Annotated in this window: 24 protein-coding genes; 13 read left to right on the forward strand and 11 right to left on the reverse strand. The window is 49.2% G+C overall.

From position 1 onward, the window contains the following. A partial coding sequence (locus H6F80_RS08130) for a 2OG-Fe dioxygenase family protein (RefSeq protein WP_190791076.1) occupies positions 1-278 on the reverse strand: 278 nt, incomplete at its 3' end. Between the two features lie 534 nt (positions 279-812). Here H6F80_RS08130 and H6F80_RS08135 point away from each other — a divergent pair. The 6 genes from H6F80_RS08135 to H6F80_RS29740 all read left to right on the forward strand — a co-directional run bounded on the left by H6F80_RS08135 (position 813) and on the right by H6F80_RS29740 (position 12,906). Further along, positions 813-2,153: a cytochrome P450 gene (locus H6F80_RS08135; protein WP_190791077.1), complete on the forward strand. Its 1,341-nt coding sequence runs from the start codon at positions 813-815 to the stop codon at positions 2,151-2,153. Between the two features lie 86 nt (positions 2,154-2,239). Further along, the gene (locus H6F80_RS08140; RefSeq protein ID WP_190791078.1) at positions 2,240-2,653 is read left to right on the forward strand and encodes a transposase; all 414 of its coding nucleotides are present in this window, start codon (positions 2,240-2,242) and stop codon (positions 2,651-2,653) included. A 1,176-nt stretch (positions 2,654-3,829) separates the two neighbouring features. Continuing rightward, entirely contained in the window at positions 3,830-7,546 is a 3,717-nt protein-coding gene (locus tag H6F80_RS08145; RefSeq protein WP_190791079.1) for a DUF8508 domain-containing protein, read from the forward strand. Between the two features lie 215 nt (positions 7,547-7,761). Then, on the forward strand, positions 7,762-7,992 hold the full coding sequence (locus tag H6F80_RS08150; RefSeq protein WP_190791080.1) for a DDE-type integrase/transposase/recombinase: 231 nt from the start codon (positions 7,762-7,764) through the stop codon (positions 7,990-7,992). 293 nt (positions 7,993-8,285) lie between these two features. Continuing rightward, entirely contained in the window at positions 8,286-8,543 is a 258-nt protein-coding gene (locus tag H6F80_RS08155; protein ID WP_190791081.1) for a helix-turn-helix domain-containing protein, read from the forward strand. Next, a complete protein-coding gene (locus H6F80_RS29740) occupies positions 8,533-12,906 on the forward strand; it encodes a PAS domain S-box protein (protein WP_242067230.1) in 4,374 nt (1,457 codons plus the stop codon). Before H6F80_RS08155 ends, H6F80_RS29740 begins: the two co-directional genes overlap by 11 nt. Positions 12,907-13,020: 114 nt before the next feature. On the opposite strand, the gene H6F80_RS29745 is transcribed toward H6F80_RS29740, so the two are convergent. Continuing rightward, complete coding sequence (locus tag H6F80_RS29745) at positions 13,021-13,542, reverse strand: hypothetical protein (RefSeq protein ID WP_242067231.1); 522 nt, start codon at positions 13,540-13,542, stop codon at positions 13,021-13,023. A 16-nt stretch (positions 13,543-13,558) separates the two neighbouring features. On the opposite strand from H6F80_RS29745, the gene H6F80_RS08185 reads away from it, so the two are divergent. Then, positions 13,559-14,442 (forward strand): IS630 family transposase gene (locus H6F80_RS08185; protein WP_190791082.1). Its coding sequence is split into 2 segments (ribosomal slippage): positions 13,559-13,885 and positions 13,888-14,442, totalling 882 coding nucleotides; the frame shifts between segments, so codons are not numbered across the junction. A gap of 369 nt (positions 14,443-14,811) precedes the next feature. Here the strand turns inward: H6F80_RS08185 and H6F80_RS08190 are convergent. Then, complete coding sequence (locus tag H6F80_RS08190; RefSeq protein WP_190791083.1) at positions 14,812-15,180, reverse strand: ribosomal maturation YjgA family protein; 369 nt, start codon at positions 15,178-15,180, stop codon at positions 14,812-14,814. Between the two features lie 240 nt (positions 15,181-15,420). On the opposite strand from H6F80_RS08190, the gene H6F80_RS08195 reads away from it, so the two are divergent. Beyond that, positions 15,421-15,624, forward strand: coding sequence for a hypothetical protein (locus tag H6F80_RS08195; RefSeq protein WP_190791084.1), 204 nt, complete (start codon positions 15,421-15,423; stop codon positions 15,622-15,624). A gap of 143 nt (positions 15,625-15,767) precedes the next feature. On the opposite strand, the gene H6F80_RS08200 is transcribed toward H6F80_RS08195, so the two are convergent. Beyond that, positions 15,768-16,154, reverse strand: coding sequence for an AbrB/MazE/SpoVT family DNA-binding domain-containing protein (locus H6F80_RS08200; protein WP_190791085.1), 387 nt, complete (start codon positions 16,152-16,154; stop codon positions 15,768-15,770). Between the two features lie 375 nt (positions 16,155-16,529). Continuing rightward, positions 16,530-16,805, reverse strand: a complete 276-nt coding sequence (locus H6F80_RS08205; protein WP_190791086.1) for an HU family DNA-binding protein — start codon at positions 16,803-16,805, stop codon at positions 16,530-16,532. Here H6F80_RS08205 and H6F80_RS08210 point away from each other — a divergent pair. Further along, positions 16,798-16,935 carry a hypothetical protein gene (locus H6F80_RS08210; protein ID WP_190791087.1) on the forward strand — a complete coding sequence of 46 codons (138 nt, stop codon included), beginning with the start codon at positions 16,798-16,800 and terminating at the stop codon, positions 16,933-16,935. The genes H6F80_RS08205 and H6F80_RS08210 overlap by 8 nt on opposite strands. Before the next feature lie 90 nt (positions 16,936-17,025). On the opposite strand, the gene H6F80_RS08215 is transcribed toward H6F80_RS08210, so the two are convergent. The 3 genes from H6F80_RS08215 to H6F80_RS08225 form a co-directional block, all read right to left on the reverse strand. Beyond that, entirely contained in the window at positions 17,026-18,399 is a 1,374-nt protein-coding gene (locus H6F80_RS08215; RefSeq protein WP_190791088.1) for a glycoside hydrolase family 140 protein, read from the reverse strand. Positions 18,400-18,864: 465 nt separating this feature from the next. After that, positions 18,865-19,095, reverse strand: a complete 231-nt coding sequence (locus tag H6F80_RS08220) for a DUF7219 family protein (protein ID WP_190791089.1) — start codon at positions 19,093-19,095, stop codon at positions 18,865-18,867. A 28-nt stretch (positions 19,096-19,123) separates the two neighbouring features. Further along, a complete protein-coding gene (locus tag H6F80_RS08225; protein ID WP_190791090.1) occupies positions 19,124-19,495 on the reverse strand; it encodes a hypothetical protein in 372 nt (123 codons plus the stop codon). Between the two features lie 88 nt (positions 19,496-19,583). Here H6F80_RS08225 and H6F80_RS08230 point away from each other — a divergent pair, with 88 nt between their 5' ends. Continuing rightward, entirely contained in the window at positions 19,584-19,964 is a 381-nt protein-coding gene (locus H6F80_RS08230) for a DUF6788 family protein (RefSeq protein WP_199296446.1), read from the forward strand. 340 nt (positions 19,965-20,304) lie between these two features. Here the strand turns inward: H6F80_RS08230 and hbs are convergent, their stop codons facing one another. Beyond that, complete coding sequence (gene hbs / locus H6F80_RS08235) at positions 20,305-20,580, reverse strand: non-specific DNA-binding protein Hbs (protein WP_190791091.1); 276 nt, start codon at positions 20,578-20,580, stop codon at positions 20,305-20,307. A 383-nt stretch (positions 20,581-20,963) separates the two neighbouring features. Here hbs and H6F80_RS08240 point away from each other — a divergent pair, with 383 nt between their 5' ends. The 3 genes from H6F80_RS08240 (at position 20,964) to H6F80_RS30685 (ending at position 23,052) form a co-directional block, all read left to right on the forward strand. Continuing rightward, positions 20,964-21,413, forward strand: coding sequence for a GNAT family N-acetyltransferase (locus tag H6F80_RS08240; protein WP_190791092.1), 450 nt, complete (start codon positions 20,964-20,966; stop codon positions 21,411-21,413). A gap of 620 nt (positions 21,414-22,033) precedes the next feature. Further along, the gene (locus tag H6F80_RS08245) at positions 22,034-22,627 is read left to right on the forward strand and encodes a DEAD/DEAH box helicase family protein (RefSeq protein ID WP_190791093.1); all 594 of its coding nucleotides are present in this window, start codon (positions 22,034-22,036) and stop codon (positions 22,625-22,627) included. A 128-nt stretch (positions 22,628-22,755) separates the two neighbouring features. Continuing rightward, the gene (locus H6F80_RS30685; RefSeq protein WP_190791094.1) at positions 22,756-23,052 is read left to right on the forward strand and encodes an HTH domain-containing protein; all 297 of its coding nucleotides are present in this window, start codon (positions 22,756-22,758) and stop codon (positions 23,050-23,052) included. Positions 23,053-23,480: 428 nt separating this feature from the next. On the opposite strand, the gene H6F80_RS08255 is transcribed toward H6F80_RS30685, so the two are convergent. Together H6F80_RS08255 and H6F80_RS08260 are read right to left on the reverse strand one after the other, a co-directional pair. Then, positions 23,481-24,299, reverse strand: coding sequence for an IS6 family transposase (locus H6F80_RS08255; RefSeq protein WP_190791095.1), 819 nt, complete (start codon positions 24,297-24,299; stop codon positions 23,481-23,483). Between the two features lie 124 nt (positions 24,300-24,423). Further along, a complete protein-coding gene (locus H6F80_RS08260; protein ID WP_190791096.1) occupies positions 24,424-24,591 on the reverse strand; it encodes a hypothetical protein in 168 nt (55 codons plus the stop codon). Between the last annotated feature and the right edge of the window lie 348 nt (positions 24,592-24,939).

Genomic DNA, 24,939 nt, shown 5'->3' on the forward strand with positions numbered 1-24,939 from the left:
TCGGCATACTCTCGAACCACGTCCCCCAGGAGTGGGTTATACTGCCGACTCTGAAATAGACGACGATGAGGCTGCTGAATTAAGCGATCGCCGTTCACAATGAAGTGAGAAAGCCGCCGGAACCGATAACCGCCCTCCAGATAGGGGTCAGCAGGCAAATTGGCAAAAGAAGGCTGGAGTGGCTTGACGTCGATCGCCGTTAAAAACTCCAAAACATAGCTCGCCAGACAATTTGCTTCTGGTTTAATAAATGCTTGGGATTGAGAGAAATTCAACATTGGATTCAATTGCCTCACTTAAATGAATTTCAGCAGCCCAATGACCTACCACTGACAAAAAGTAGGCAGATACCTTTCACCCTTAAAGATGAATCAAAAAGAGATGGAGCCAACTACACTCCAGATGCTGCTGGTCAGAAATAATTTTTTAAGATTTTTGCTGTTGAGGGTTTTACGTTAAGGGTTATGTAGCGACAGCCCAAACAATACTGCTTGTTGCTTATTTTCATTAGCTTAAGCAAGCTTAGCTACGCGAGAAGAGATGACGTAAGCGCTCGCTTAGAAAAGAGACTTGTGTATACCAACCTAATACCGATCATTGTAGTAGTCTTTTTGGCGATCGTCGATCCCCAATAAGCTAGAGGGCTGTTTTCGTGAATTTGCGTAAACTTAGGCTCAAGAAGCTATGTTGCAAAAACATAGGAGATTATCAATCAATTCAGAATGTTTCTCTCCCGCCGAATAGCGGTTTGTAGCAGAATTGTTAACATGAATACTGTAGTGGTTATCCTCGATTAAACGCTGCAAGGCATTATGCCGATACTTCGTCCTCCACCTGGACCTCAGGGCCGTCCCGTAATTGGTCATCTGCCTGAGATTAACCATGATCCCATTGGTTTCTTTAGTGACTGTGCACGGCAGTATGGGGATATTTTTCGCTGGAATTTTGGACCCTTCCCTGCTTACGCCGTAAATCACCCGAGCTTAATCGAAACCATCCTGGTTACACAGGTGCATCAGTTTGCAAAAAGCAGTGTCTATCGCCGAGGCTTACGGATCTTGGGCAATGGTTTGCTCAACAGCGAAGGGACTTTCTGGCAGCGGCAACGTCGCCTTGTTCAACCTGCGTTCCACCGGGAGCGGATTGCAAGCTATAGCACCCTGATGATTGACTATACCCAGCGTCTGCTGGAGCAGTGGCAGGACGGCGAAGTGCGCGATGTCCACTCAGAAATGATGAATTTAGCCCTTGCGATTGTTGCGAAGGCATTGCTAGACGTTGATGTTGCTGAAGAGAAAGAAAGCATTCACGCAGTCCTCGATGTGGTCATTCACGTGAATGACCAGTTAATGAATCAGTATTTGATTCCGAATTGGCTACCAACACCCAGCAATCTTCGCTATCAACATGCAATTCGCCAGCTGGATAGCATTATTTATCACATGATTGCTGAGAGGCGATCAACCCATGAAGACCGGGGAGATTTGCTATCGCTCCTGCTGCAGATACGCGATGAGGATGGCAGCCAGATGACCGATCAGCAAGTGCGCGATGAAGCAGCTACCCTTCTGCTGGCAGGACATGAAACCACCGCAAATGCCTTAACTTGGCTGTGGTTCCTGCTCAACCAGCATCCTCAAGTCGAAGCCAGATTGCATGAGGAATTGCAAACAGTACTGGAGGGACGAGCACCCACCCTGCAGGACATTTCGCGGCTACAGTACACTGAGCGCGTTGTTTTGGAAGCGCTGCGTCTCTACCCGCCCGTTTGGGGGATGAGCCGGGTGGCAATTGCAGCCTGTGAGCTGGAGGGATATCTAATCCCACCGGGCTCAACTGTGTTTATGAGCCAATGGCTAATGCATCACGACGCTCGCTACTTTGACCAGCCGATGGAATTTAATCCAGATCGATGGAAGGATAATTTCCAGAAACGGCTGCCTCCTTGCACTTACTTTCCATTTGGTGCAGGTCCTCGCATTTGTATCGGTAAGGCGTTTGCCATGATGGAAGCTGTACTCATTGTGGCGACGATCGCATCCCAATTTCGCCTTTGCCTATCCTCCAACGAGCCAGTCGTGTTAGAACCCTCGCTCACTCTTCGTCCAAAGCATGGCATGAAAATGGTTCTGAAGCGACGGCATGAAGCTTAACTGAGATCTTGCACCAGTCTCAACAAGGGGTTGCAAAAGGAGGAAAAATCTGAAAGAAAGATTTGACTGAACGGTTATGGAAACCATTGTCCCTAAACCATGGGAGAACCGTGATTGTGCTGGCAGACACGGAGTTTGGCACGGTCGATTTTCTCGCCGCTGTCAGGCAGCGGTCATGGCGAGCAGTAGTCGGGATGCGCTGCAACCGAAAACTCTGGGATGGCTCTGATCCCTATTCTGAGGTGTACTTGGTCAGGCTCGGACGCCAACGCTGGGCTATTGAGGGCTTCTTCAAAACCATCAAGCATCGCTTTGGGTTGCATTGTTTTGGTCAATCCACCAAGCTTGGAGTCTATCGTTGGCTGATGCTTTTACTAATTGCTTATCTGTTGGTGCATTGGATTGACCCAGGGTCTCTACCACCTGTCCTGAATTGGAAAGCAGCGAGTAATTTACCCTATCCGTGTGGTTTCCCTCTGTCCTTTGGTTCGAGTTGCTAAAACTTATCTCAACTCGATCTGACATTGCTGCAAACTATGGATTTGAAATCATACTCAAACCTCTGCCAGATTGGGCTTACTGGCTAGGCTGCAAGATCTGAGGTATTATATCTCAGGTTAGATTGATTGAGGCAATCTTTGGCATTGCTATTTAGAGCAACGCAAACGATACCGATCGCTTGTCCTTAAAAAGTTCTCGCGACACAACCGATGATAGGGATAGTTGCAAACTCCTTCACCTGCAATCAAATCTTCTGGTTGATACTCGATATCAGCAACTACAGACTCCAAATCTCAAAGGACAGACAACTGCTCGCCCTTAGTAAAGACCAAGAGATTAAAACCCACTCACAAAATGTATTACTTCACACAATCTTAATAGAGATTGTATTGGTGCAAACATGTGTCCGTGAAAACCCTATTGTTAAATAGCTACGGAATCCAGTTTTGGTGTTCATATTTTTCCTCAAAATGTCTTGTGTTATTTCAAGCGCATTACCTGAAGAATTACTAGTGCTTAATTCGTTAGCTTTAGCTTACTCGTCAAAAATGGTCAAGGATATTTATAGCTGTAATTTTTGAAGAAGTTGAACACGCATCCTTTCAATGCAGTTAATCTTTATGCTTTTGCTTTAGTTAGCTTTACGCTTTTACCTTAACTAGCTGACGGTAATTGTAAATTCTCCATGTAAATGAGGGTGTTTGTTTTGCTTGTTTTCTGTTATGTCTTTCTTACCTCCGCGTTCAGCTTAACCACTACCACAGTTTTTAAAGAATATGTGTAATGGCAACTCTTAAAGTTCAAGCCTTTGATTAACAAACTTACAAGCCAGTTTGGTAATTTTGATTCCTTGCTTTAGAGTTTGTGGTGCGTCATTGAGTTAACTTGCATCGCTTTTTGACTTGTTTTTTAGCTTCGCAACTTGAATCCTTCCGTCTCGACTGAACATTTACTTCTTTGTGAAAAGTTTTATGCCTATTAACTTCAACGGTTCTTACTCCCAAAACTTCGACAGCCTGCTGACTTCAGGAACGACTAATACTTGGACTAACGACACACTATTGCCAGGTTGGTTGCTTTTTAATTCCTCTGGCACAACCATCACAACTTATGCAGCGGGCACTGGAACTGGTAATACTGGAAGTTTTTATAGCTTCGGACCAACCACAGGAACAATGACTGATCGCGCTTTAGGGGGGTTGGGTTCTGGAGCTACTTATTTCGGTAGCCCAGCTTCTGGTGCGATCGCAGGTTGGATTGCCTTTGGTGCAACCAATACATCTGAATCAACTTTCTCATCCTTCACCCTGTCGTTTGATGGAGAGCAGTGGCGCAATGGTGGTAATACATCTGCACAACCGATGGTGCTAGAGTATGGCTTTGGGTCTAGTTTTAATACAGTCACAACCTGGATTGCCCCAGGTAGCAATTTTGATTGGTTTTCCCCTATTGCCACTGCCAGCGCTGCTGCGGTAGACGGCAACGGAGCTGGTCTAGTCAGTGGTCGGGGAGGCACAATTTCGACCTCATGGGCACCAGGTGATACGCTTTGGGTTCGTTGGATTGAGCGCAACGATGCAGGAAATGATCACGGTTTGGCGATCGACAACTTTTCTTTGACGGCTTCTTCTTTTACTTCACCAACCACTCCAACCGTCACTATTACTGCTGCCGATGCCAATGCTGCCGAAGCAAATCAGGATCCTGGAACCTTCCGCATCACTCGCACTGGTGATACTGCCAATGCTCTAACGGTTAGCTATTCTGTTGGCGGGACGGCTAGTGCAGGAGACTATACGCCTACCTTAACGGGTACTGCAATGATCGCGGCTGAACAATCTTTTGTGGATGTCACCATCACGCCAGTTGATGACGCTGAGGTTGAAGGTAGCGAAACCGTTACTCTGACGGTGGTTGATACGGCTGATTACGATTTGGGTGCAGCGACTGCGGCAGATGTGGCGATCGCTGACAATGACACCCCTCCATCACCGACCATCCGCATTCGTGACATTCAAGGCACATCTCACCGTTCTCCTCTAGTTGGGCAAACGGTTAGTAATGTAGCAGGTATCGTTACAGCAGTTGCCACAAATGGCTTTTATTTACAAGACCCCAATCCTGACGCTGACGACAGAACATCTGAAGGCATTTTCGTGTTCACCAATTCGGCTCCAACGGTTGCGGTAGGAGACTCGATTCAGGTTGGCGGCACGGTAGCGGAATTTCGTCCTGGCAACAATGCCAATAACCTCACGGTTACGCGGATTACCAGTCCTTCCATCACCGTCTTGTCGAGTGGTAATGCGCTGCCAACGGCAACTATTCTAGGCAACGGTGGACGGGTAGTTCCTACTCAAGTTATTGATAACGACACGACAGGCAACATCGAAACAGGTGCTACCACCTTCGATCCAGCGCAGGATGGCATTGACTTCTACGAAAGACTAGAGGGAATGCGAGTACAGATCAACAACGCTATCACCACATCTCCTACAGCAAACTTCGGGACTTCTGAGGAAACTTGGGTACTCGCAGACAATGGAGCGAATGCCTCCAGTCGCACGGTTCGGGGTGGCAGCCTGATCACACAAACAGACTTTAATCCAGAACGGATTCAGATTGATGACCTCATTAATGGATCGGTCACGTTACCGGCAGCAGATGTGGGTGCCCAACTGAGTACGATTACTGGGGTGGTTAATTACGACTTCAACAATTACGAAGTCCTGGTATCAACGGCACCTACTGTCGTACAAGCCTCATCTCTGCAAAGAGAAGTGACTAACTTGACGGGCACTGCAAATCAACTCACGGTTGCAACCTTTAATGTCGAGAACCTTGACCCCGGTGATGGTGCTGGCAAGTTCAATGCCTTGGCAACCGCGGTTGTGAATAATTTACAATCGCCTGACATTATCAACCTGGAAGAAGTTCAGGATAATAATGGTCCCACCAATGACAGTGTGGTAGATGCCAGTCTGACCTACCAAACATTGATTAACGCGATCGTCGCTGCTGGGGGTCCTCGTTATGAGTACCGTCAAGTCAATCCAGTAGACGACACCAATGGAGGAGAACCTGGTGGCAATATTCGGGTTGGTTTCCTGTTCAATCCCAATCGAGTTAGCTTTGTCGATCGCCCCGGTGGTACTTCTACATCCAACATAACCGTTACGGACATCGGCAGTGATGGTATTCCTGATTTGTCTGCTAGCCCTGGATTAATTGACCCCACCAATTCTGCCTTTAACGCAAGCCGGAAGCCGTTGGTGGGTGAATTTCTCTTTAATGGGCAAACCGTTTATGTGATTGGCAACCACTTCAACTCGAAGGGGGGCGATCAACCACTGTTTGGTCCCAATCAACCGCCAACCCTCAACTCCGAAGTGCAGCGTAACCAGCAAGCTACCCTTGTTAAGAACTTTGTTCAAAGCATTCTAGCAATCAATCCTAACGCCAATGTTGTCGTTGCAGGCGATTTGAACGATTTTGAATTCTCAAACCCACTCTCAATTTTAGAAAGTGCTGGACTCAATACTCTGGCAGAAACCCTGCCAGCGAACGAGCGTTATACCTATAACTTTGAAGGAAATGCTCAGACCCTCGATCACATTCTAGTCAGCAACAACCTGTTGAACCGTTTAGACGGGTTTGATGTGGTTCACATTAACTCTGAGTTTGCCGACCAGGTGAGCGACCATGATCCAGTGCTAGCACGGTTTAATCTGGCAGTTCCTAACCAGGCACCAACAGCCGTTATATTCACCAACACGATTACGACTTTAGTTGAGAATACCAGCACTACCAGCCGCATCAAGGTAGCAGATATTGGCATTACTGATGATGAGGTTGGCACGAATGCCCTGAGCCTCAGCGGAACCGATGCTAGTTTCTTTGAAATGGATGGCAGTGCGCTGTACCTGAAAGCGGATACATCCCTCGATTTTGAAGCAAAAGCTAGCTATGCTGTAACCGTCAACGTTGATGATGCAACTGTAGGTAATACGCCCGACGCCAGCACCAACTTCACCCTGAGTCTCACGGATGTCAACGAAGCACCCGTTGCTGGAGCAGATTTCTTTACAGCGGCTCAGGACACCCCACGAACCATTTCCGTTGCTGATCTTCTCGCTAACGATAGTGATGTTGATCAAGGAAATGTCTTGACCATTACTGGAGTGAATAATGCGATCAGTGGTACCGTAAGCTTAAACAACAACGGTACTCCTGCAAATTTTGCTGATGATTTTGTCACCTTTAGTCCCACAAGTGGTGGCACGGGCAGCTTTACCTACAGCCTCAGTGACGGTAAGGGGGGCACCACAACAGGCAGCGTCAATCTGTTGATTGGAACCCGACAATTAGGTGGCAATGGAGCCAACACGCTCATGGGCAATAATGGTCCAGATTACCTGGATGGTGGCAACGGAACTGACACGCTGATGGGTGGAACTGGAGATGATACACTCCTCGGTGGAAATGGCGATGATAGCCTGATCGGTGGGGCTGGAGCCGACCAGCTTACGGGCGGTAACGGTACTGATACGTTCCGCTATACCAACCTCAGTGACTCACTGCTCGGTGCGTTCGATCGCATTACTGACTTGCAAATTGGAACAGACATCATCGACGGTCCTAATGTGGTCAGTGCTGCTAATGTCGTTAAGTTAGGTGCAGTCAGCAGCTTAACAGAAACGGGAATTGCGGCTGTATTAACGGCTGGCACCTTTAAAGCGAATGACGCTGCCGTCTTTACCTCTGGTACTGGAGGAAATACGCGCACCTTTGTAGCGTTGAATGACAATATAGATGGATTTTCTGCCACAGCAGATGCCATTGTCGAAATTACAGGTTACAGCGGTAATTTGAACAGTTTGGCGATCGCATAATCCATTCAATAATAAGAGGAGTGCTCCGTGTCGTGAGGTACTCCTCTTTTATGCTCTTCAGCCGAATTATAGTCGTAGTCGTTATAGCGGGCTGTGACGCAAAAAACAGCGAATGGTAAGGTAAGCAGGACTATACTCTCCCCCTGCCCTCCAGTGTGTTGTGTCGCACAAATGATAAGGTGGGGAAGCTCAATTTTCTCTAGCCTCACCCTAAATTGCGATCGCGGGATGGCAAGGTAGCCACAAGATTTTTCCGCAAAGTTCTCAAGGCGACTCATCCTCAAACGCCGCGAGTAATTACGGTGGACAAGAACGCTGCCTACCCAGGAGCAGTCGAAGCCTTGAAAGGCGATGAAACGCTCACAGCAAAGACGGAATTACGGCAGAGCAAGTACCTGAATAATATCATTGAGCAGCCTCACCGCAACATCAAGCGATTGACCTAACTAAGGATGGGATTCGACTCATTTAACACGGCAGGACGAACCTTAAACGGAATTGAAGCAATGAGTCTGATTCGCAAAGGACAAGTCAAGGGAATCAGCAAAGGGGACAGTGTGTCTCAAGTAAAATTGATTGAAGCACTCTTCAGAATTAGCGCTTAACGAAACGCAAACGAGATACTCCGTTTGTCACTAAAAAGTATTTGCGACACAACCGTATTCCCTGCCCCATAGGAGAGAGAATGATCGATATACCATGTGGTATTAGTAGAAAGGCAATTTAATATTCGTACTCTATGCCCACGATCGGTCAAACAGAGCTAGCAGATCTGGTGCGGGAAACGCGACAACGCCTAGCACTCTCGCAAGCCAAGTTTGCTGTGAGGTTAGGAGTTTCATTCCAAAGCGTCAATCGTTGGGAGAATGGACGAACCAAGCCCTTACCGATCGTGTTGAAGCAGATTGAGCACTTGCTGCATCAGATGGGCGATAGTGGCAAAGATTTGCTCGTCAAATACTTCTCAGAGCGAGGACACAGAGCCGATGACCGATAGCCTCCACCGCTCTGGTCTTGCAGGCAGAGATTCTACCCCAAGTTCTCGGGAAATCACTGAAGTGGATGTCCTCATGACAGGGGTACTGGCCAGCCGCCCTGCACGAGAGCCTGATTTTGCAGCGGAAAGCCAAGCGCTTCGCACCCTTGCTCAACACCTGATGGACGAGCCACAGTCCTTGCTGAAAACGCTTGTTCGCTTGGCACTCGATCTTTGTCGAGCTGATACGGTAGGGGTTAGCTTACTCGAAACCGCGCCAGATGGCACCTCAGTTTTCCGGTGGGTGGCGATCGCGGGTGCGCTAGAGGCGTTAGAGCAGAGCACGACTCCTGGAAACTTTAGTCCTTGTGGCACAACTCTTGCTTGTAACGAGCCCCAGCTATACAGCTATCCTGAGCGGTTTTTCACCTACTTGTATCACCCGCAGTTCTCGGTTGTGGAAGGATTGCTCATTCCACTGTGCGTCAACGATGGGGCACTGGGCACGCTTTGGATTGTGTCGCATCACGAGGAGCGGCGTTTTGATGCCGAGGATCAGCGGCTGATGATGAGCCTGGGTGGCTTTACCGCTTCTGCGCTGCATAGTCTGCAGCAGTTGCAGCAGGCATCGGCCATAGCGTTGCAACAAAGCGAGGAGTTTAATCAGCAGATTCTCGCCAGTAGCGATGACTGCATCAAGGTGTTGGACTTAGAGGGGCGAATTCTGCTGATGAGCCCGGCAGGACAAGCGTTGCTGGGCATCAAGGATATCACGCCCTTTCTCAACACGTCTTGGGCAGAATTTTGGCAGGGAGCAGATCAGCAAGTGGCAATTGAGGCGATCGTCAAAGCCAGGACAGGCGAAGTTTGCACCTTTGAAGGCTATCGTCCGACGTTGAGCGGTGAACCTAGATGGTGGGATAGCAAGGTAAGCCCCATTCGAGGAGCAGCGGGGCAAGTTGAACGACTGCTGTGCATTTCGCGAGACATTACCGCACGCAAGCAGAGCGAAGACAAACGCAAACAGGCGGAGGAGCGCTTGCAGGAGAGTGAGGAGCAGCTATCTGCGATCTTTTCACAAGCAGCGGTGGGGCTTTCTGAGATCTCGCTAGATGGATATTTTCAGCGCGTTAACGATAAGCTATGCCGGATCTTGGGGCAATCGCGGGAGGAAATATTAGCGGTAAGCATACCCGATGTCACGCATCCTGAAGATGTGCTCAAAAGTTTAAAGGCCTTTCAACAAGTGGTTGAGACGGGTAAGCCAGTCTCGTTCGATAAGCGCTACCTGCGCTCGGATGGAACAATCGTCTGGGCTAACAGCAATCTCACGCGCCTTGATGATGAGCAGGGACACCCACGCACCGTGCTGGCAGTCACTGTTGATCTGAGCGATCGCAAACAGGCAGAGGAGAACTTGCGGCACTCGGAGGAGCGGTATCGAGCGATTGTCAACCAGGCAGTGACGGGCGTGGCGTATAGCGAGATTGGTGGCAAACTGACGATCGTGAATCAGAAATATTGTGATATCACGGGTTATTCTGCCGCCGAACTAAGTCAGCTGCGAATGACTGACATTACCCATCCAGATGATTTGCCAGGTAATGTCGAACTCTACAATCGCATGGTGACTGAAGGAACACCGTTTGAGATCGAGAAACGCTACATCCGCAAGGATGGCTCGATCGTCTGGGTCAACAACTATGTCTCCCTAATCCGCGATCGCACCGGGAAGCCGCAGTCGGTCGTGGCAGTCGTGCTAGATATCACTGAGCGCAAACAGGTAGAAGCTGCCCTGCGCAAATCGGAAGCAAAATATCGATCGCTGTTCGAGTCGATGGACGAAGGCTTTTGCATCTTGCAGTTAACCTTCGATGAAGAGCAAAAGCCCATTGACTACCGCTTTATCGAGGTTAACCCCGCTTTCGAGCAGCAAACTGGGCTTAAGCATGCCCTCGGCAGAACCATTCACGAACTTGTGCCAGACATTGAGCCGTTCTGGATTGACCTTTACGGCAGAGTCGCTATGACGGGTGAATCACTTCGGTTCACTGATTATTCCCGTGTAATGGGTCGCTGGTTTGACGCGAACGCCTTCCGCATTGGCGAACCGCATGAGCATAAGGTCGCGCTTCTCTTCAATGACATCACCGATCGCAAACAAGCAGAAGAGAGGTTGCACCGTGCCGCTGAATTAGATGCTTTTCGCGTCTCTCTCGCCGACGCACTTCGCCCCCTGGCTGACCCGATAGAGGTTCAAGCAACTGCGACCTGTGTGCTGGGCGAATATCTTAATGCAAACCGCGTGGCATACTTCGAGGTTCGCGGCACGGATTACGTGGTTGAGCGCGATTACGTTAACGGTGCCGCTGCACTCGTGGGTGGTTACCCTATTGATTCGTTCGGTCCCAAGCTGCTCGCAGAGTACTGTGCGGGTCATACCGTATCCGTGCCCGATGTAGAAACCGACGCCAACCTGTCCTCAGATCAGCGATCCACTTACGCTGCCATCCAGATTGGTGCCTACATCGGCATCCCACTAATCAAGGACGGCGAGTTTGTTGCGGGTCTGGCAGTTCATACCACTGAACCGCGCGCTTGGACAGAAGATGAAGTGGCTTTAGCAGAAGAAGTTGCCGAACGCACCTGGGCAGCAGTTGAACGTGCCCGCGCTGAAGCAATTGTTGCAGCAGACCTTCAAGATACCCAGCGACTCCGCGAACTGGGGGCAAGGCTTGTGATTGAAGGCGATATCCAAACCCTGTATCAAGAGATTCTGTCTACGGCGATCGCGCTCACACGGGCAGATGCCGGCACAGTGCAAATCTTTGACGCAGCAACGCAAGAGCTGGTATTGCTCGCCACGCAAGGGTTTGAGCAAACAATGAACGAGCATTTCTATCGTATGGATGCAAGTTCTAACACACCTTGCGGCATGTCCCTTAGGAACGGCGATCGCAGCTTCGTTGACTTCAATGTGCTTGAGAGCGAAGATCCCGATGGTTCAATGCGAATGCATGTAGAGGCTGGGTATCTCTCTGGGCAGTCCACGCCGTTGACCACCCGTGCAGGCAGACCGATCGGCATGGTTTCAACCCATTGGCATGAACAGCACCCACCCAACGATCGCGAGTTGCAGTTTCTTGATTTACTCGCTCGCCAAGCCGCTGACCTGATTGAACAACGACAGACTGCCAGCGAACGGGAACAGCTCTTGGCTCGTGAGCAAGCCGCCCGCGCCGAAGCCGATCGCGCCAATCGGATCAAAGATGAGTTTTTGGCAGTGCTCTCCCATGAATTGCGCTCGCCCCTCAATCCGATTTTGGGTTGGGCAAAACTCTTGCAGAACGGCAAGCTAGACGCAGCCAAAACCCAGCAGGCATTGCAGACAATCGAACGCAACGCCCAACTTCAATCGGAATTGATTGAAGATCTGCTAGATGTCTCCCGGATTCTCCAAGGCAAGCTCAACCTGAACATCAGTCCGATCAATCTGGCCCCTCTGATCCAAGCCGCGATGGAAACGGTACGGCTGGCAGCAGAAGCCAAATTAATCAAAGTAGAGGCTAGCCTTGAACCAGAGGTGGGTCTGATCTCCGGAGATTCTACTCGGTTGCAGCAAGTGATTTGGAATCTGCTCTCTAATGCGGTCAAGTTCACGCCCAAAGGAGGACAAATCAGTATTCGGTTGGAAGGCTCAGATTCATACGCTCACATTACGGTTAGCGATACTGGACAGGGAATTGCGCCTGACTTTCTGCCCTATGTGTTTGAATACTTCCGCCAAGCCGACGCTACCACAACGCGAAAGTTTGGGGGACTGGGATTAGGACTCGCGATCGTGCGGCACTTAGTCGAATTGCACGGTGGCACGGTCGCAGTCGAAAGCGCAGGGGTAGGGAAGGGTGCAACCTTTACCGCCAGGTTGCCATTCATGCCTGTCCAGGCGATCCCTGATCACGATAGTCGATCGTCAGAGCCATCTTCTGACTTGAATGGGATTCAGGTCTTGGTCGTCGATGATGAAGCAGATTCACGAGAGTTTGTGGCGTTTGTGTTGGAGCAAGCGGGCGCAACCGTACTCACCGCAACGACCGCTAATGAAGCACTAACCATGCTCATTCAAGCTAAGCCAACAGTGCTGCTGAGTGACATTGGGATGCCAGATAGGGATGGCTATATGCTGTTGCAACAGGTGAGAGCACTGCCACCAGAGCAAGGCGGACAAGTTCGGGCGATTGCACTCACTGCTTACGCAGGCGACTTCAACCAGCAACAAGCCCTGCAAGCTGGATTTCAACAGCATCTCTCGAAACCAATCGAACCAGAGCGATTGATTCAAGTGGTTGCTTGCCTCACTCAGTCTGCTGAGCGATCGCCTTGAAGCCCAGCAACGTTCTACCCTCAGCTTTTCCTTTGGTTACAGCCCTCTCACTGTCCTAATACTTTTTTGGCAAAATGACGATTTACAGTGTGCCAGTCTGCTTGACTGACAAAACTAAGAGGCTGGGATGCGGCTGAGGATGGTGAATTCACGCTTAAAACCATCATCGTATTGTCGCTTGGATGCAATAGCAGGTTGCGGGTCTAGTGCAGACGATAGAAACGGATGAACATCAATCTTGCAATGGTGAGTGATGGCAAGGCGAATCCAATTCCAACCAAGTTTGAGATAACTCATCCCTCGATTCCAGTGAGCATCGACTTGGCGACGCTTACCTGAAACGACAACCTGCACTCCCTGAAGTACCAGAAACAGCATTGTTAAAGCAATCACCCCGCATAACTGGGAAAGGGCAAACTTGTCCCGCAACCTGGAGGCTTCGAGATTAAAGCCGTTGGACTTCAAATCCAAAAATGATTCCTCCACACAAAACCGGAGTCGGTATTGAGCAAAGGTTTGCAAGTTTGTCGGCTCATCGCTCACAATCGTCCAGTTCTCACCACTGCGCTGGTCGTAGGCGAACGCCAGGTATAGCTTTACGAGATCAGGTGAGAACGCTAAGCTAGCGAGAAACAAGCGTCTAGGAGTGCCGATGCCTTCCCCCTACAGTGATGACCTGCGGCGCAAAGCAGTTGATGCGGTCAAACGAGGTGAGGGCAAGACTGCAGTGTGTCGAATGTTTAACATTAGCCGCAGCACCCTATATGGGTGGCTAGAACGGGAAGAGCAAACTGGATATTGTCGCGCCATTACTGGCTATCAGCAGGGCAATCGGCACAAAATCACCGACTGGAAGCGCTTTCGTGCATTCATAAAACAGCATGGCAATAAGACGCAAGCCCAGATGGCAAAGTTATGGGGTGATAATGTGACGCAGCAAAATATCAGTGATGCCTTGAAGAAGATTGGCGTGAGTCGAAAAAAAAGACCTACGGCTACCGAGAGCGCGATGAAGATAAGCGGCAAGCTTTTGTAGAACGATTGGCGACAAAGTTGCCTGAGCAAATCGTGTATGTCGATGAGGCAGGGGTCGATAATCGAGACGACTACCTCTACGGCTACTGCCCAGTCGGACAACGCTTTCCTGCACTGAAGTCCGGCAAACGCACCGAGCGTGTCAGTTGGATTGCTGCCCTTAAATTAGACAAGTTGTTTGCACCCATGACTTATGCAGGTGCTTGTAATCGCGACTTGTTCGAGCAGTGGTTGGAGCAAGGCTTAATTCCACAATTGCAGCCTGGCGATGTCATTGTGATTGACAATGCCAGTTTCCATCATTCGCAAGTGATTACGGAAATGGTGGCTGAGGCAGGTTGTGAACTCTGGTATCTGCCGCCCTACTCGCCGGACTTGAACAAGATCGAGCGCTGGTGGTTCGTGCTCAAGAATTGGATGCGCCAACGCTGGGACGAGTTTGACAGTTTTCGCGTTTGTGTCGATGCTGCCTTCAAACATTGTCCGAACGTTTTTCCGTAAAGCTATAGAAGTTTTTACAACAGAACCCCTTAGACCAAAACTCCGGATTCTCGATGTAGGGGTTAATGCCCGGAAAGTGAGAGGGCATATCGCTGACCTCGATTCGCCTCCCTTTATTCTAGAAGCGATCGATTCTTTCCTTGCCACCTCATAAATGCTAATACGAAGCACTTTCCTTAGTGAGGCAATCGGGTATTAGTCCAAACAGCCAACGGTAAATTTCCTCAGCTTGCAAGCTTTCATAGGCTGGGATGACCGAAGCTGCATTTTGTTCATATCACCCAATTGAACTCACGCCCCGATCGCCTTTCCTTCAAAGTCATCTAGATATTAGTCTGCTCCATCGGACTCGCATGAAAGCGACCGCCCTTACCTTTGAAATCGTTTTTGCAGGAGCACTCGCTCCAAACAAACACCAATGCTAATTCCTACCGCATAACAGATCAAATCACTCCACAGAAATCCAAAGCCAAGAATTAAACCTCCGAACTGGGTGTGGCGAATTGCATCAATCCATGTCGCATGATAGAGTTGGCTCACCTCAATTCCCAGCGCGAATAGACCCGTACTGATCGCCGATCGCAATATTGATTGCTGAGGCAGAAGCCAGCGTACAAGCAGGTACACCAGCAGTGCCCACAAAGTATCACCACTATACTGCCCCAGAAACGAGGTTGATGACAGGAGCGAAGAGCGTGAAAGCAGTCCGAGAAGGGTGACAAAACAGGCAATCACCATCACCCTGATGCGATAGCGGAGGATGGATTGTGCTGGCGTAGGCTATTTCTGACCCAATTTATTGAATATCAATACGGACTAATTGAGCCGGCATCGGGACTTTGATCGTGTTGGAGCCATTGTCGATGAGGCAGTCCATAGCGATCGGTAATAGAATTCATTGCAGATGCTCATTCCTTATGCCTTTACTTGTGGCTCATTTATGTTGATGCTAGAGAAGGCATTTATTGATTTTTATCTATGAGTTTTACAACTGAGATAGAAAAGCTGTCTGCTACCGCTTCGTTGGCTGCGATCGATGCCAATTCGACTGAGACTACCTCTCGTATTGAGCTGTTCAGCTATCTTCTGTGCTGTGCCGCTCAAGGTGCTGTTGGAGTGATTGGCTTTGTTTGCTTAACCCTTATCCCGATCGCCCTTCGTCAGGGGTTACTTTTTCTATAAGTGGGAGAACAGGGTCGAGGAGGGAGGTTTGCTTCAGTGCAAGCTAGCCGGAGCAATAAATTAATGTAGCTAATGTAGCTCATGGTGGCAGAAGGTGATGTTCAGCGGCATCGTTTGATGCGGCTTAGCAGTCACCTCAGAGATTACTCCTCATCATTGCTCGAGCCGCCAGCAGGTTGAACCAGCACCAGTTTAATGTGCTTATAGCCGAGCTTAATTTCAAACTCATCCCCTGACCTGAGTCCCATCATCTCGGTATAGGCTTTCCCAATCACAATTTGCCCATTGGTATGAACAGAAACACGATACGTTGGAGTTCTACCCCTCCCCCCTGCCTGTTCTGGCTCAACGGCTAAGCCTTGGGCTTCCAGAATAGCTTCAATGAATTCTGATAAATTCGCCCTTTCCCTGTCTTTCGTTCTCGTGACATAGCCACAGGCTTTTGCCTTCTCTGACTTGGAGAGTGTCGGAATTTCCTTTAATTTGCTTAAAAGAGCTTTGCCTCTTAGGGGTTCTGTCGCAACTGCCATTATCACTGGGTTCTGAATAAACTACTGTCCTTACTTTCTCAGCTTAACCATAATTCTCATGCCAGTTCTGGGCAAAGATCTGCACCTAGAGCAACAACATTCCCAGAACCGATCGAGGATGGGGTTGAAATATGCTCTACCCTCGTTTCCCTAACTGTCCCACAAATGCCGCATGCCCCGGTGACTGCAAACCCATTTGGAGCGTCTCCAGCACCTGTGCCATTTGATTACTTAACAGGGCTGGTACAGCTAACCACAATCCTGGAAATGTTTGACTTGCTCCTGCAGTAGCTACGCACAAGAATGCAAAACGCCAATCGCCCTAACTTAAGCGATCGGCTGAGGCTACTGCTGCATTTATGCCTAAGAGGGTTCTTATTCTGAAACTTTGTCCTTGAACAGTTTGCCAGCCGAGAATGCCGGAACCTTGCTGGCAGGAATCGTCATCACTTCCCCAGTCTTGGGATTGCGTCCTTCTCGTTCCTGCTGCTGGCGTGGCTCAAATGTACCAAAGCCCACCAGCGTTACTTTTCCACCGGAAGAAACCGCTTCCATAATAGATTCGATCGCAGCTGTCAGAATGGCATCAGCTTCCTTCTTACTAACGTCTGCTTTTTCAGCGATCTTATCTACCAGTTCACCTTTGTTCATCGATATTTCAGCAATTCATTACCCAGAGTATAGTAAAGCGATCGAGTCTGAAACGTGCATCTTACTGTTAGGCTCCGATCGCTCCAGCTTCGCCCGCACCGGAGCCGGAACCAGCACAACCCACGATTGAGGTCAAATTCTTACCCTTCCGACGACATATACCAAAGCTGGAGCAGCCGCAAGCGCTGGCAATTGATCAAAGGCAAAGTATCTACTAGAATCACGTATCGCTATCTAAACCCAATATCCAATCATTTCCTCGTCCACGACTTGGGGGAGTAAATTCTTGTGAGTTTGCAATTTGCAGTTGACCAATCGCCCTCCTTGTTCCCTGTCTAGGGTCATACCAATAGGCACTAACGGTGTTCCCTCTTATCTTCTCCAGGTTTACAGTAATTGGCATTCCAGTTGGCGTATAGATAAATGCAAAGCTGCCATCCTCTGCTCTAGCGGCTTGAATGCGATTGCCCCCCTCCCCTGCATCGCTCATCAATAAGGATTGATCAGGTACCAGTTTAGTAAATGGTCTAGACTCAAATAGCTGCCGCAAATAGCCCATCTGAGTTGCACCCGGATGTTGAAGTGCTCCTCGCCAGGGAGTTCTTGCAGAAGATATCGGTCCACGACCAGGTTGCCACATTTGCCAAATGTTGTGGTTGCCATAGGTGTGACCACACGCCCCTGCCAACATTGACCAATACGCGGCTTTTCTAACATCAAACTCATCAAACCAACCATTTTCCGGCTTCCAGGCAATCGGATGGTCTTCATAACAGGGTTCTCCATCCAGGGTGGGCTTGATAGGAGTTAGCGTATAGTTGGCAGTCGTCGTTTCGTAGTTGGCAATATTGGGTTCACTGTGACCAGACTGGAACATATTAAAGTCTAACCAATCCTCGTTGTGGAACCATGCTGCTGAGTTATTGCCACCTTGAGGATGAAAGGTGATTAGATGGTTGTCCCCATCTCCTCGTTTTAAGCCCCTTGCCATTGATCGAATAATATTAAGATGAGTTTCATTTTCAGGACTGCGATCGCCCCCCAAAATCCAAATGATTGGTTTGTTTTTATAGCGGTTGCCTAAATATTCACCGAAGATGGCAGCATTCTCAGGAGTAAAAATTTCTGGTCCAACTCCCCACTTTTTATTCCACTTGTCGCCCCAAGTCGGCAGCATACCGATAAATAAGCCGCGTTTTTCTGCTTCGTCAACAACAAAATCAACATGACGAAAATAGGCTTCATTGGGTCGAGTTGGATCGTTCTGACTCAGGGGCACATCACCATAGGGATTGGATTGTCCCAATCCGTCTAATTCTGCTAGCACCACTGCCTGAATGACAGTAAACCCTTTACTGGCACGATCCTGCAAATAAAGAACCGCTTCCTCTCGATTAAGGCGATGAAACAATTCCCAAGCCGTATCCCCCAGATAGAAGAACGGTTGCCCATCTACGTTCAACAAAAACCGCTTGTTTGCTTCCACTGTTAAGCGTTGAAAAGATGTTGAGTTGGTGCAGGATGCAAGAAGTTTTGAGCCACAAACGGCCAAAGTTAAACCCAAAAACGTTCGACGGGTAAAAGCTTGAGACATAGGGCGATCGCAACAAAGGAGAGTTCAGCATGGGCAGCTCTATTATCTCTATGACTCAAATCATTGGGTCTATCAACAGATTGCCTTGTCCAAAACTTCAAGCTTTGAGCTTGCCTCTAAACAAGACGATTGCGGGTTCTCACTAAGTTTCTAACTTCTGAATCCCAGCAACGGAACTGAAATATAACGTGACGTTCCCTACCCTTCCTTAGCAGCTAGGCGTGAGGCTCCTACCTAATCAAGCTGAAATCAATACTGATCGCTCAAATAGAGTCATTCATCCAGCCACAGTTTAAGCAGGGTATTCATAGGGTTCCCTGTTCTCATACCCAGAACAGCCCCTTCCTCCTGTTTGCAGTTCTGGGAAAAAGTCTAAGCTTCCAGCACCCAATTTCCCAGAACCGATCGAGGCAATGCTCAGGCTCGAATAACAGCGATCGCGCTTGCTGCTAAACCCGTCATTCCTCAAGCAGATGTCCCAATCCCCAACCCCTGCTTGCTGCGCTGCAACTGCTGCCACAGCCCCTCAATCTGCTCATACGCCTCCTCCGGCGACAGCTTCCCTGCCGTCTCCAGGTTGGCAATATACCCTACACGCTGAGCAAACTCTTGAAGGTTGGCATTGAACACTAACTGCTCTGGCTTCACCTCACTCCGATAACGGCTGCGGGGATACAAAAACTCAGTTCGATCCATCTATTGCCCCTCCTATCCATCATCACCTTCAAGCCGCATCAATCGCTCTCAGCAAAACAGCGCGTCCCGTCTGGCGCTCCTGTCCACCTGCTGGCTCAATCAACCCAATCTCGATAATTCCTTCCCACTCCAATTGCTTCAGCACTTCCTTCAGGTACGGGTGGATCTGAAACTCGTGCGCTGGAATCGAGAACACCAGCATTGCCACTTGCAAATCCCGTTCCCACATCCACTGCCCTACCTGCTGAAGCTGCTGCACAACAACCGATCGCAGACTAGTGCGGTCAGAATATTGCCACAAAGCAGGAAAGCTTAAATCGGGACAATCGACCCAACCTTCGGACCGTAACCGAGCGACTACCCGTCGAGCAGGTGAGGAGACCAGTGAGGACTGTTGCATCGCTACAACCCAGAATCAATGTTCTTATGTAGGATTTGAGTATAACCAATACAGCTAGCAATGTCTTGTAAAAACTACATAAGATGCAATGGCGACACCCAATCTTCAAGAAACGCTCTCTCCCAGGGAAGAACTCCAGCAGCAAATTCTCAAGCTCAGCCTCAAAGACAAAGAGATCCTTTTAGGCTGGCTGAAGGCAACCATTAAGGAAGAAAAGCAGCAGGCAGTCGCCGCACAAGTCCCGGTCAAGAAGGGCAGAGAGGTCGTTCAAACCCTTCAAAGCGGCACGACGCTCTATCGACTAGAAGGCGTGAAATGCGGCAAGAAGAAGTGCAAGTGTGCTAGAGGGCAACTGCATGGTCCCTATTGGTACGCCTACCACTGGAAGGGCAAGAAAATGACCAGTACCTACATTGGCAAAAAGCTGGATGAGGCGATTGCACTTGCGGCTGAACCCAGCGAAGCTTAGAGTTTGCCGGTAAGTGCTGATTGGTTCATGATTGGACTGATGATTTTTGAATGTCAGCCTTTCAACAAGCTGAGCCAATAAAAAGCCCTCAATCCATTGAGTTGAGAGCACCAACGTCTAAGAGATGGATGAACAGAGAGGATACAAGGTAGCGCTGTTTGAACAAAGCATTGCCTCTCAGATTAGGTGCTGGCAACCGTAATTCCTTTCTACCTAGCGATAGGGCGATTGTTACAGTTGCACGTTCAAAAGGCACTGGCTCATCTAGCGACTCAGACAAGAAACCCGACCAGAATTCGATCGGGGGATTGTGTTCTTGTGCCCAAGACTGTTTTGCGGGTTAACCTGCGACTGTTTCTTTGAAGAGTTTGCCTGCGGAAAAGGCAGGGACGGTGCTTGCCGGGATGGTCATCGCTTCACCAGTTTTGGGATTACGTCCTTCGCGCTCCTGGCGCTGCCGCGCCTCAAATGTGCCAAAGCCAACGAGCGTCACTTTCTCTCCATCTGCGACAGCTTCCATAATCGATTCAGTCAGCGCATTCAGCATCGCCTCTGCTTCCCGCTTGGTCACGTTTGCTTTTTCCGCAATCTTATCAACCAGTTCGCCTTTATTCATGGGACTTCCAGGAATTCTTCACCGAAATTATAGTACAAATGCTCGAAGTTGCAACCTGCATCCTTCCGTTGAAGGGTTGGGAAGTCAAGCAATGGGAACTGCTTCTGCATCTCTACAGCCTTGAGCTTTGTGTCATTAATTACAGGGTCAATTGCAGCCGCAGGCGGGATGACTTAAGCGGATACCCAGAATCCTGCTGTATATCCAGCCCCTTAGGGGAGACATACAGCAAGGCTGCTGTTGATCTACCAGTTTTAGGAAAATATACAGCAGGGAAGCTGTTGATTTACCCGATATGGGGAGATATACAGATAAAGTCTGCATTATAAACTGTTATATCGACCAGTTGAGCGTTCTCAATCAGAAGGAATGTTAAGGATGATATGAGATTACAAGAAGGGATTCACCCAGTCAATTCAGAAGATTTTCTGCGTGTAGTCCAAGTGTGGGAAGCCTCTGTCCGTGCAACTCACTTGTTCTTAGCAGAAACTGACATTCACTTCTTCAAGCCACTAGTATATGATGCGCTTTCCCATATAACAGAACTAGCCAGTGTGCGCGATGAGAAAGGTCAGGTTGTTGGCTTTATCGGTGTAGTGGAAGACAAAGTTGAAATGCTTTTCATTCATCCTCAGTGGCGAGGGCAAGGCATCGGGCGACGACTGCTGGAACATGCTATCAGGGCACTTGGTTCCACAAAGGTTGATGTGAACGAGCAGAATCAACAAGCAGTAGGGTTTTATCAGCGAATGGGGTTTAAAGTAGAGGGGCGTTCGGAATTGGATAGCTCAGGTAGGCCTCTTCCTCTGTTGCATATGCAGTTAGCAACTTGACATTAAGGGGTAGCTTTGGCGGTAAGACGATATAACAATCCGCTTGAACACGACCGAATTAAGGTTATTAGTTAGAGCCAAAGATTGCTGCCAGCGGGTGAAGCGGAACGTTCGGCGATCGAAGGCGGAGTGGGAGGAAACGATGAAGTACTTCTTGGCAACGGTCTCGTTCTTATTCTCGTTCATCAGTGTGGCATTCATCGTTGGGCTCTTTATTCTTGTCCTCTTCTCGCCCCGCCCGCAGCTCGCATTCGTTGGGCTGGGTCTCTCATGGAAGATCTTGCCAGGCACTCTCTTGGGATTCTGGGCAGGCATACACTCAGCACGAGTGGCACTCCGTGAGTCCGAAGACAAGGAAAGGAAGCGGCGCGGTAAAGGCAAGAGCTAATCTCCCTTGATGGCAGGGGCACTGCACACTATCAGGACAATGCAGTGCTTGAGTTGTTCTGCTGAACGCAGTGCGTTGCAATCATGAGGACAGGGAACGTCTCTGCTACACCGCGCGGCCGTCGTACGCCGATCTTCGGGGTGAGCTTGCGCGGGTCGGGTGATCCTGGGTGATAGACTGACGGGACGGGTACTTGTGGCTATCACCGAAAAGAGACTCAGAGGTTGTACCGATGAGAGTTGCAGTTTCAGGAACGCATTGCTCTGGCAAGTCCACGCTCATCGATCACTTCTTAATTGCTCACCCTGACTTTGCCCACGAGCCTGAACCTTACACCGTCCTCCAGGAGGATTACGGCGAAGTCTTTGCAGCAGACCCTTCTGCCGACGACTTTTATCGACAGCTCGAATTCAACATGGACCGATTGCGTCGTTACCCGCCCAGTGAAAGGGTAATCTATGAGCGATGCCCCATCGATTTTATGGCATACCTGCTTGCTCTCGACGACCTCGGCATCGATCATCAGGCGACACGACTGGTTGAACAATCGCTCGATCGAGTGAAGGATGGAATCGAGCTTCTGGATTTGATTGTGTTTTTACCGCTCGATGGGATGGATAGCAATGTCATGTTCGCTGCGGAAGATCAAGCACTCAGGATTGCAGTAGATGAGTGGCTCGTCGATATTCTTCGCGGCGATGACCTCAACCTATTCAGCTTCTGTCGCCCAATGATTCTGGAAGTCAGAGGCTCCACAGCAGAGCGTTTGCGACAGATCGAAAGCTTACTAGAATCACAGCTGGGGGAGGGCAGAGATCGGGGATGATGCAGCACGGTCTAATAATTCAAACGCATTAGATGGTTGAAGGGTGCTGGTATCAAGTTCAAGGTTATCTGCCGCTGCTGATTTGGGTCGTTATGCTGCTCAAAGATTAAGATCACGCGATATCCAAAATGAGGAAAGCTGACCGCCTTTTCCAATTAGTGAATCTCATCAGATCTCACCAACCGATTACGGCAGAGCAACTTGCCGAACGAGTTGGTGTTTCCGTGCGTACAATATACCGATATATCAATGATCTTTTGATAAGCGGTATTCCAGTCTACGGTGAGCCTGGAGTCGGTTACGCGTTGGATGAAGATTTTGAGTTACCGCCTCTAACTTTAACTCGTGATGAAATTGCTGCTCTAATGCTAGGTGTCGAAATGCTGTCGCGGTCCGCTGGAGGTGATTTAGCGCTCAGGGGGTGACAGTGACTTCAAAAGCTTACTTGTCAACAGGTTCAGGCGTTCAGTATCAAGCTAGAATCACTGTTCACGTAGTCGTTCACAAGTAGTTTCAGGGTCTAAAAACGGCATTTCTCGAGCTTTTACAAGTAAGGGCGTACCACAGAACACAAAAGAGAATGCTGATTTTTAGTGGAAGCCCAACCGCTAGAGCCATTGTCTATGAAAAGTTTTAGCTTTGCTGTCACCTCTTGAGGATTTAGCGGCAGCATCAAAAACACTTCTGAGTAAAATTGGAGCAGTGTTGCCGCTACGCAGCCTTGATCCGACTCGCGCACCGATTCGGGCGCTAGGCAGTATTTTGAATGACCAAAGCTTAAAGAAATTGTCAGAACTGAGTATCCAGATCTCGTCTCTTTTTCAGAAATAAATCCCCTTTCCCATGTTCCTTATTAAACAGCTTGGAATATCACTTGTAATTCATTAACTCTTGTCACAAACAGTTCTTTTCTCTCTGATAGAGACACGACTTCTGTCATACATCGCTGTGGTCTCATAAAGTTCTTCACTTCATCATAAGCTTGGCAAAATCGCTGCGCTGATTCAAACCCTCCAAATCCTAATGTGGGATAGTAGCGTTGCTCTATTCCTCGATGGCTCTGCTCAATCGGATTTCCCCTGCAGTCCCTGACCTCGTGTTCAACCCCTGCTCCCAGTTCTTCTGCGATCGCTCTCGGATAGCTTGGGTGGTCATCTGTCACGACTCGTTGCGGGGGTTGTTCTGCCAACTCATGCGCTTGAGCAAAGAACGCTTTCGCCGCCGCCATGTCTCGTGTCTCGCTCAACCTCACATCGACTAAATTGCCGTCCTCATCGATCCCTCGATATAAGTAACACCACCGCCCTCCAACTCGAATGTACGTTTCGTCCACAAAGCAGACCTTCCTAACCTTTCCCTTACGTTTGGCTCGCAGTTGCTCGGCAAAAATAGGAGCAAAGCGTTCTTCCCAATCCCGCACCGTTTCATGTGTGAACTCGAACCCTCGTAGCAGGAAGAATTCGGCAATATCACGAAAGCTCAGCTTGTAGCGCAGCCGACATAGCAGCACTTGAAACACAATATCAGTGGGCACTTCGATGAAGTTGAAGGGAGTACCAGTCCGTTCGTTGAAGGTGCGGTAACAATCCTTGCAGCGAAACAGGCTATAGCCCAGGTTGGTTGTGCGTTGCAGGCGAGTGGTACGAGCTGAGCCACAATCAGGGCAGTTCATAGACCGTTTGCTGGGCGGAGATTGGGGGCAGTAGCTAGTCTATCCAATTGAGGCTTCTGTCCTCAAGTTGAGTACCCAGTTCTGACAGTTTCCTTCGATCAACTAACAAGTAGGGGATAAACGCTCATCCAATTCCCGCCTTTGGTTGAACCTTGAGCAATTCCCGATAGCGAACAAACTGCCGCCCCGGCTCCCAAAACTGCGGTTCAATCCGTAACACTGAAGAGTAGATTCCACACCAAACCAGCCCCTTCGATCGCCTTTGGCACTGCGGCGCTCGCGGAGCAGGCAAGCTGATCGCGGAACGACCAAAAAGAGGCGTGTTACATAGCCCAAGTCCGCTCACAATAAAAATTTCACGCTCAATGAATCGCGGTCAGCAATCGGCGGGTCATGGTCACGGTCAGCGATCGTGGCAGATCATCTGCGAGGCAGTAGCGAAACTCAACCGTTGAGATAATTCCGCCCATTGCGGGAATAATCCGAGAAGAAGCGGAATTTGCTTAACGCAATGGAGATGACTATGCCCATGCAGTGGGTTGTTTTATGTTCTGGGGATAGCAACGTTCTTCACCTGCATTGCCTACAAAGGCAATTTCTCTAGCTCCCTTATCTAGGCAGCCTTTAAAAGCCTCCAGCA

The organism is Leptolyngbya sp. FACHB-711 (assembly GCF_014695615.1).
GTDB lineage: Bacteria > Cyanobacteriota > Cyanobacteriia > Elainellales > Elainellaceae > Leptolyngbya_A.

What these genes read in the sequence shown, in the direction of transcription:
- H6F80_RS08135 (WP_190791077.1), top strand. Translation starts at nt 813, where the DNA reads ATGCCGATACTTCGTCCTCCACCTGGACCTCAGGGCCGTCCCGTAATT.
- H6F80_RS08145 (WP_190791079.1), top strand. Translation starts at nt 3,830, where the DNA reads ATGACTGATCGCGCTTTAGGGGGGTTGGGTTCTGGAGCTACTTATTTC.
- H6F80_RS08155 (WP_190791081.1), top strand. Translation starts at nt 8,286, where the DNA reads ATGCCCACGATCGGTCAAACAGAGCTAGCAGATCTGGTGCGGGAAACG.
- H6F80_RS29740 (WP_242067230.1), top strand. Translation starts at nt 8,533, where the DNA reads ATGACCGATAGCCTCCACCGCTCTGGTCTTGCAGGCAGAGATTCTACC.
- H6F80_RS08190 (WP_190791083.1), bottom strand. Translation starts at nt 15,180, where the DNA reads ATGGTGATTGCCTGTTTTGTCACCCTTCTCGGACTGCTTTCACGCTCT.
- H6F80_RS08195 (WP_190791084.1), top strand. Translation starts at nt 15,421, where the DNA reads ATGAGTTTTACAACTGAGATAGAAAAGCTGTCTGCTACCGCTTCGTTG.
- H6F80_RS08200 (WP_190791085.1), bottom strand. Translation starts at nt 16,154, where the DNA reads ATGGCAGTTGCGACAGAACCCCTAAGAGGCAAAGCTCTTTTAAGCAAA.
- H6F80_RS08205 (WP_190791086.1), bottom strand. Translation starts at nt 16,805, where the DNA reads ATGAACAAAGGTGAACTGGTAGATAAGATCGCTGAAAAAGCAGACGTT.
- H6F80_RS08215 (WP_190791088.1), bottom strand. Translation starts at nt 18,399, where the DNA reads ATGTCTCAAGCTTTTACCCGTCGAACGTTTTTGGGTTTAACTTTGGCC.
- H6F80_RS08220 (WP_190791089.1), bottom strand. Translation starts at nt 19,095, where the DNA reads ATGGATCGAACTGAGTTTTTGTATCCCCGCAGCCGTTATCGGAGTGAG.
- H6F80_RS08225 (WP_190791090.1), bottom strand. Translation starts at nt 19,495, where the DNA reads ATGCAACAGTCCTCACTGGTCTCCTCACCTGCTCGACGGGTAGTCGCT.
- H6F80_RS08230 (WP_199296446.1), top strand. Translation starts at nt 19,584, where the DNA reads ATGGCGACACCCAATCTTCAAGAAACGCTCTCTCCCAGGGAAGAACTC.
- hbs (WP_190791091.1), bottom strand. Translation starts at nt 20,580, where the DNA reads ATGAATAAAGGCGAACTGGTTGATAAGATTGCGGAAAAAGCAAACGTG.
- H6F80_RS08240 (WP_190791092.1), top strand. Translation starts at nt 20,964, where the DNA reads ATGAGATTACAAGAAGGGATTCACCCAGTCAATTCAGAAGATTTTCTG.
- H6F80_RS08245 (WP_190791093.1), top strand. Translation starts at nt 22,034, where the DNA reads ATGAGAGTTGCAGTTTCAGGAACGCATTGCTCTGGCAAGTCCACGCTC.
- H6F80_RS30685 (WP_190791094.1), top strand. Translation starts at nt 22,756, where the DNA reads ATGAGGAAAGCTGACCGCCTTTTCCAATTAGTGAATCTCATCAGATCT.
- H6F80_RS08255 (WP_190791095.1), bottom strand. Translation starts at nt 24,299, where the DNA reads ATGAACTGCCCTGATTGTGGCTCAGCTCGTACCACTCGCCTGCAACGC.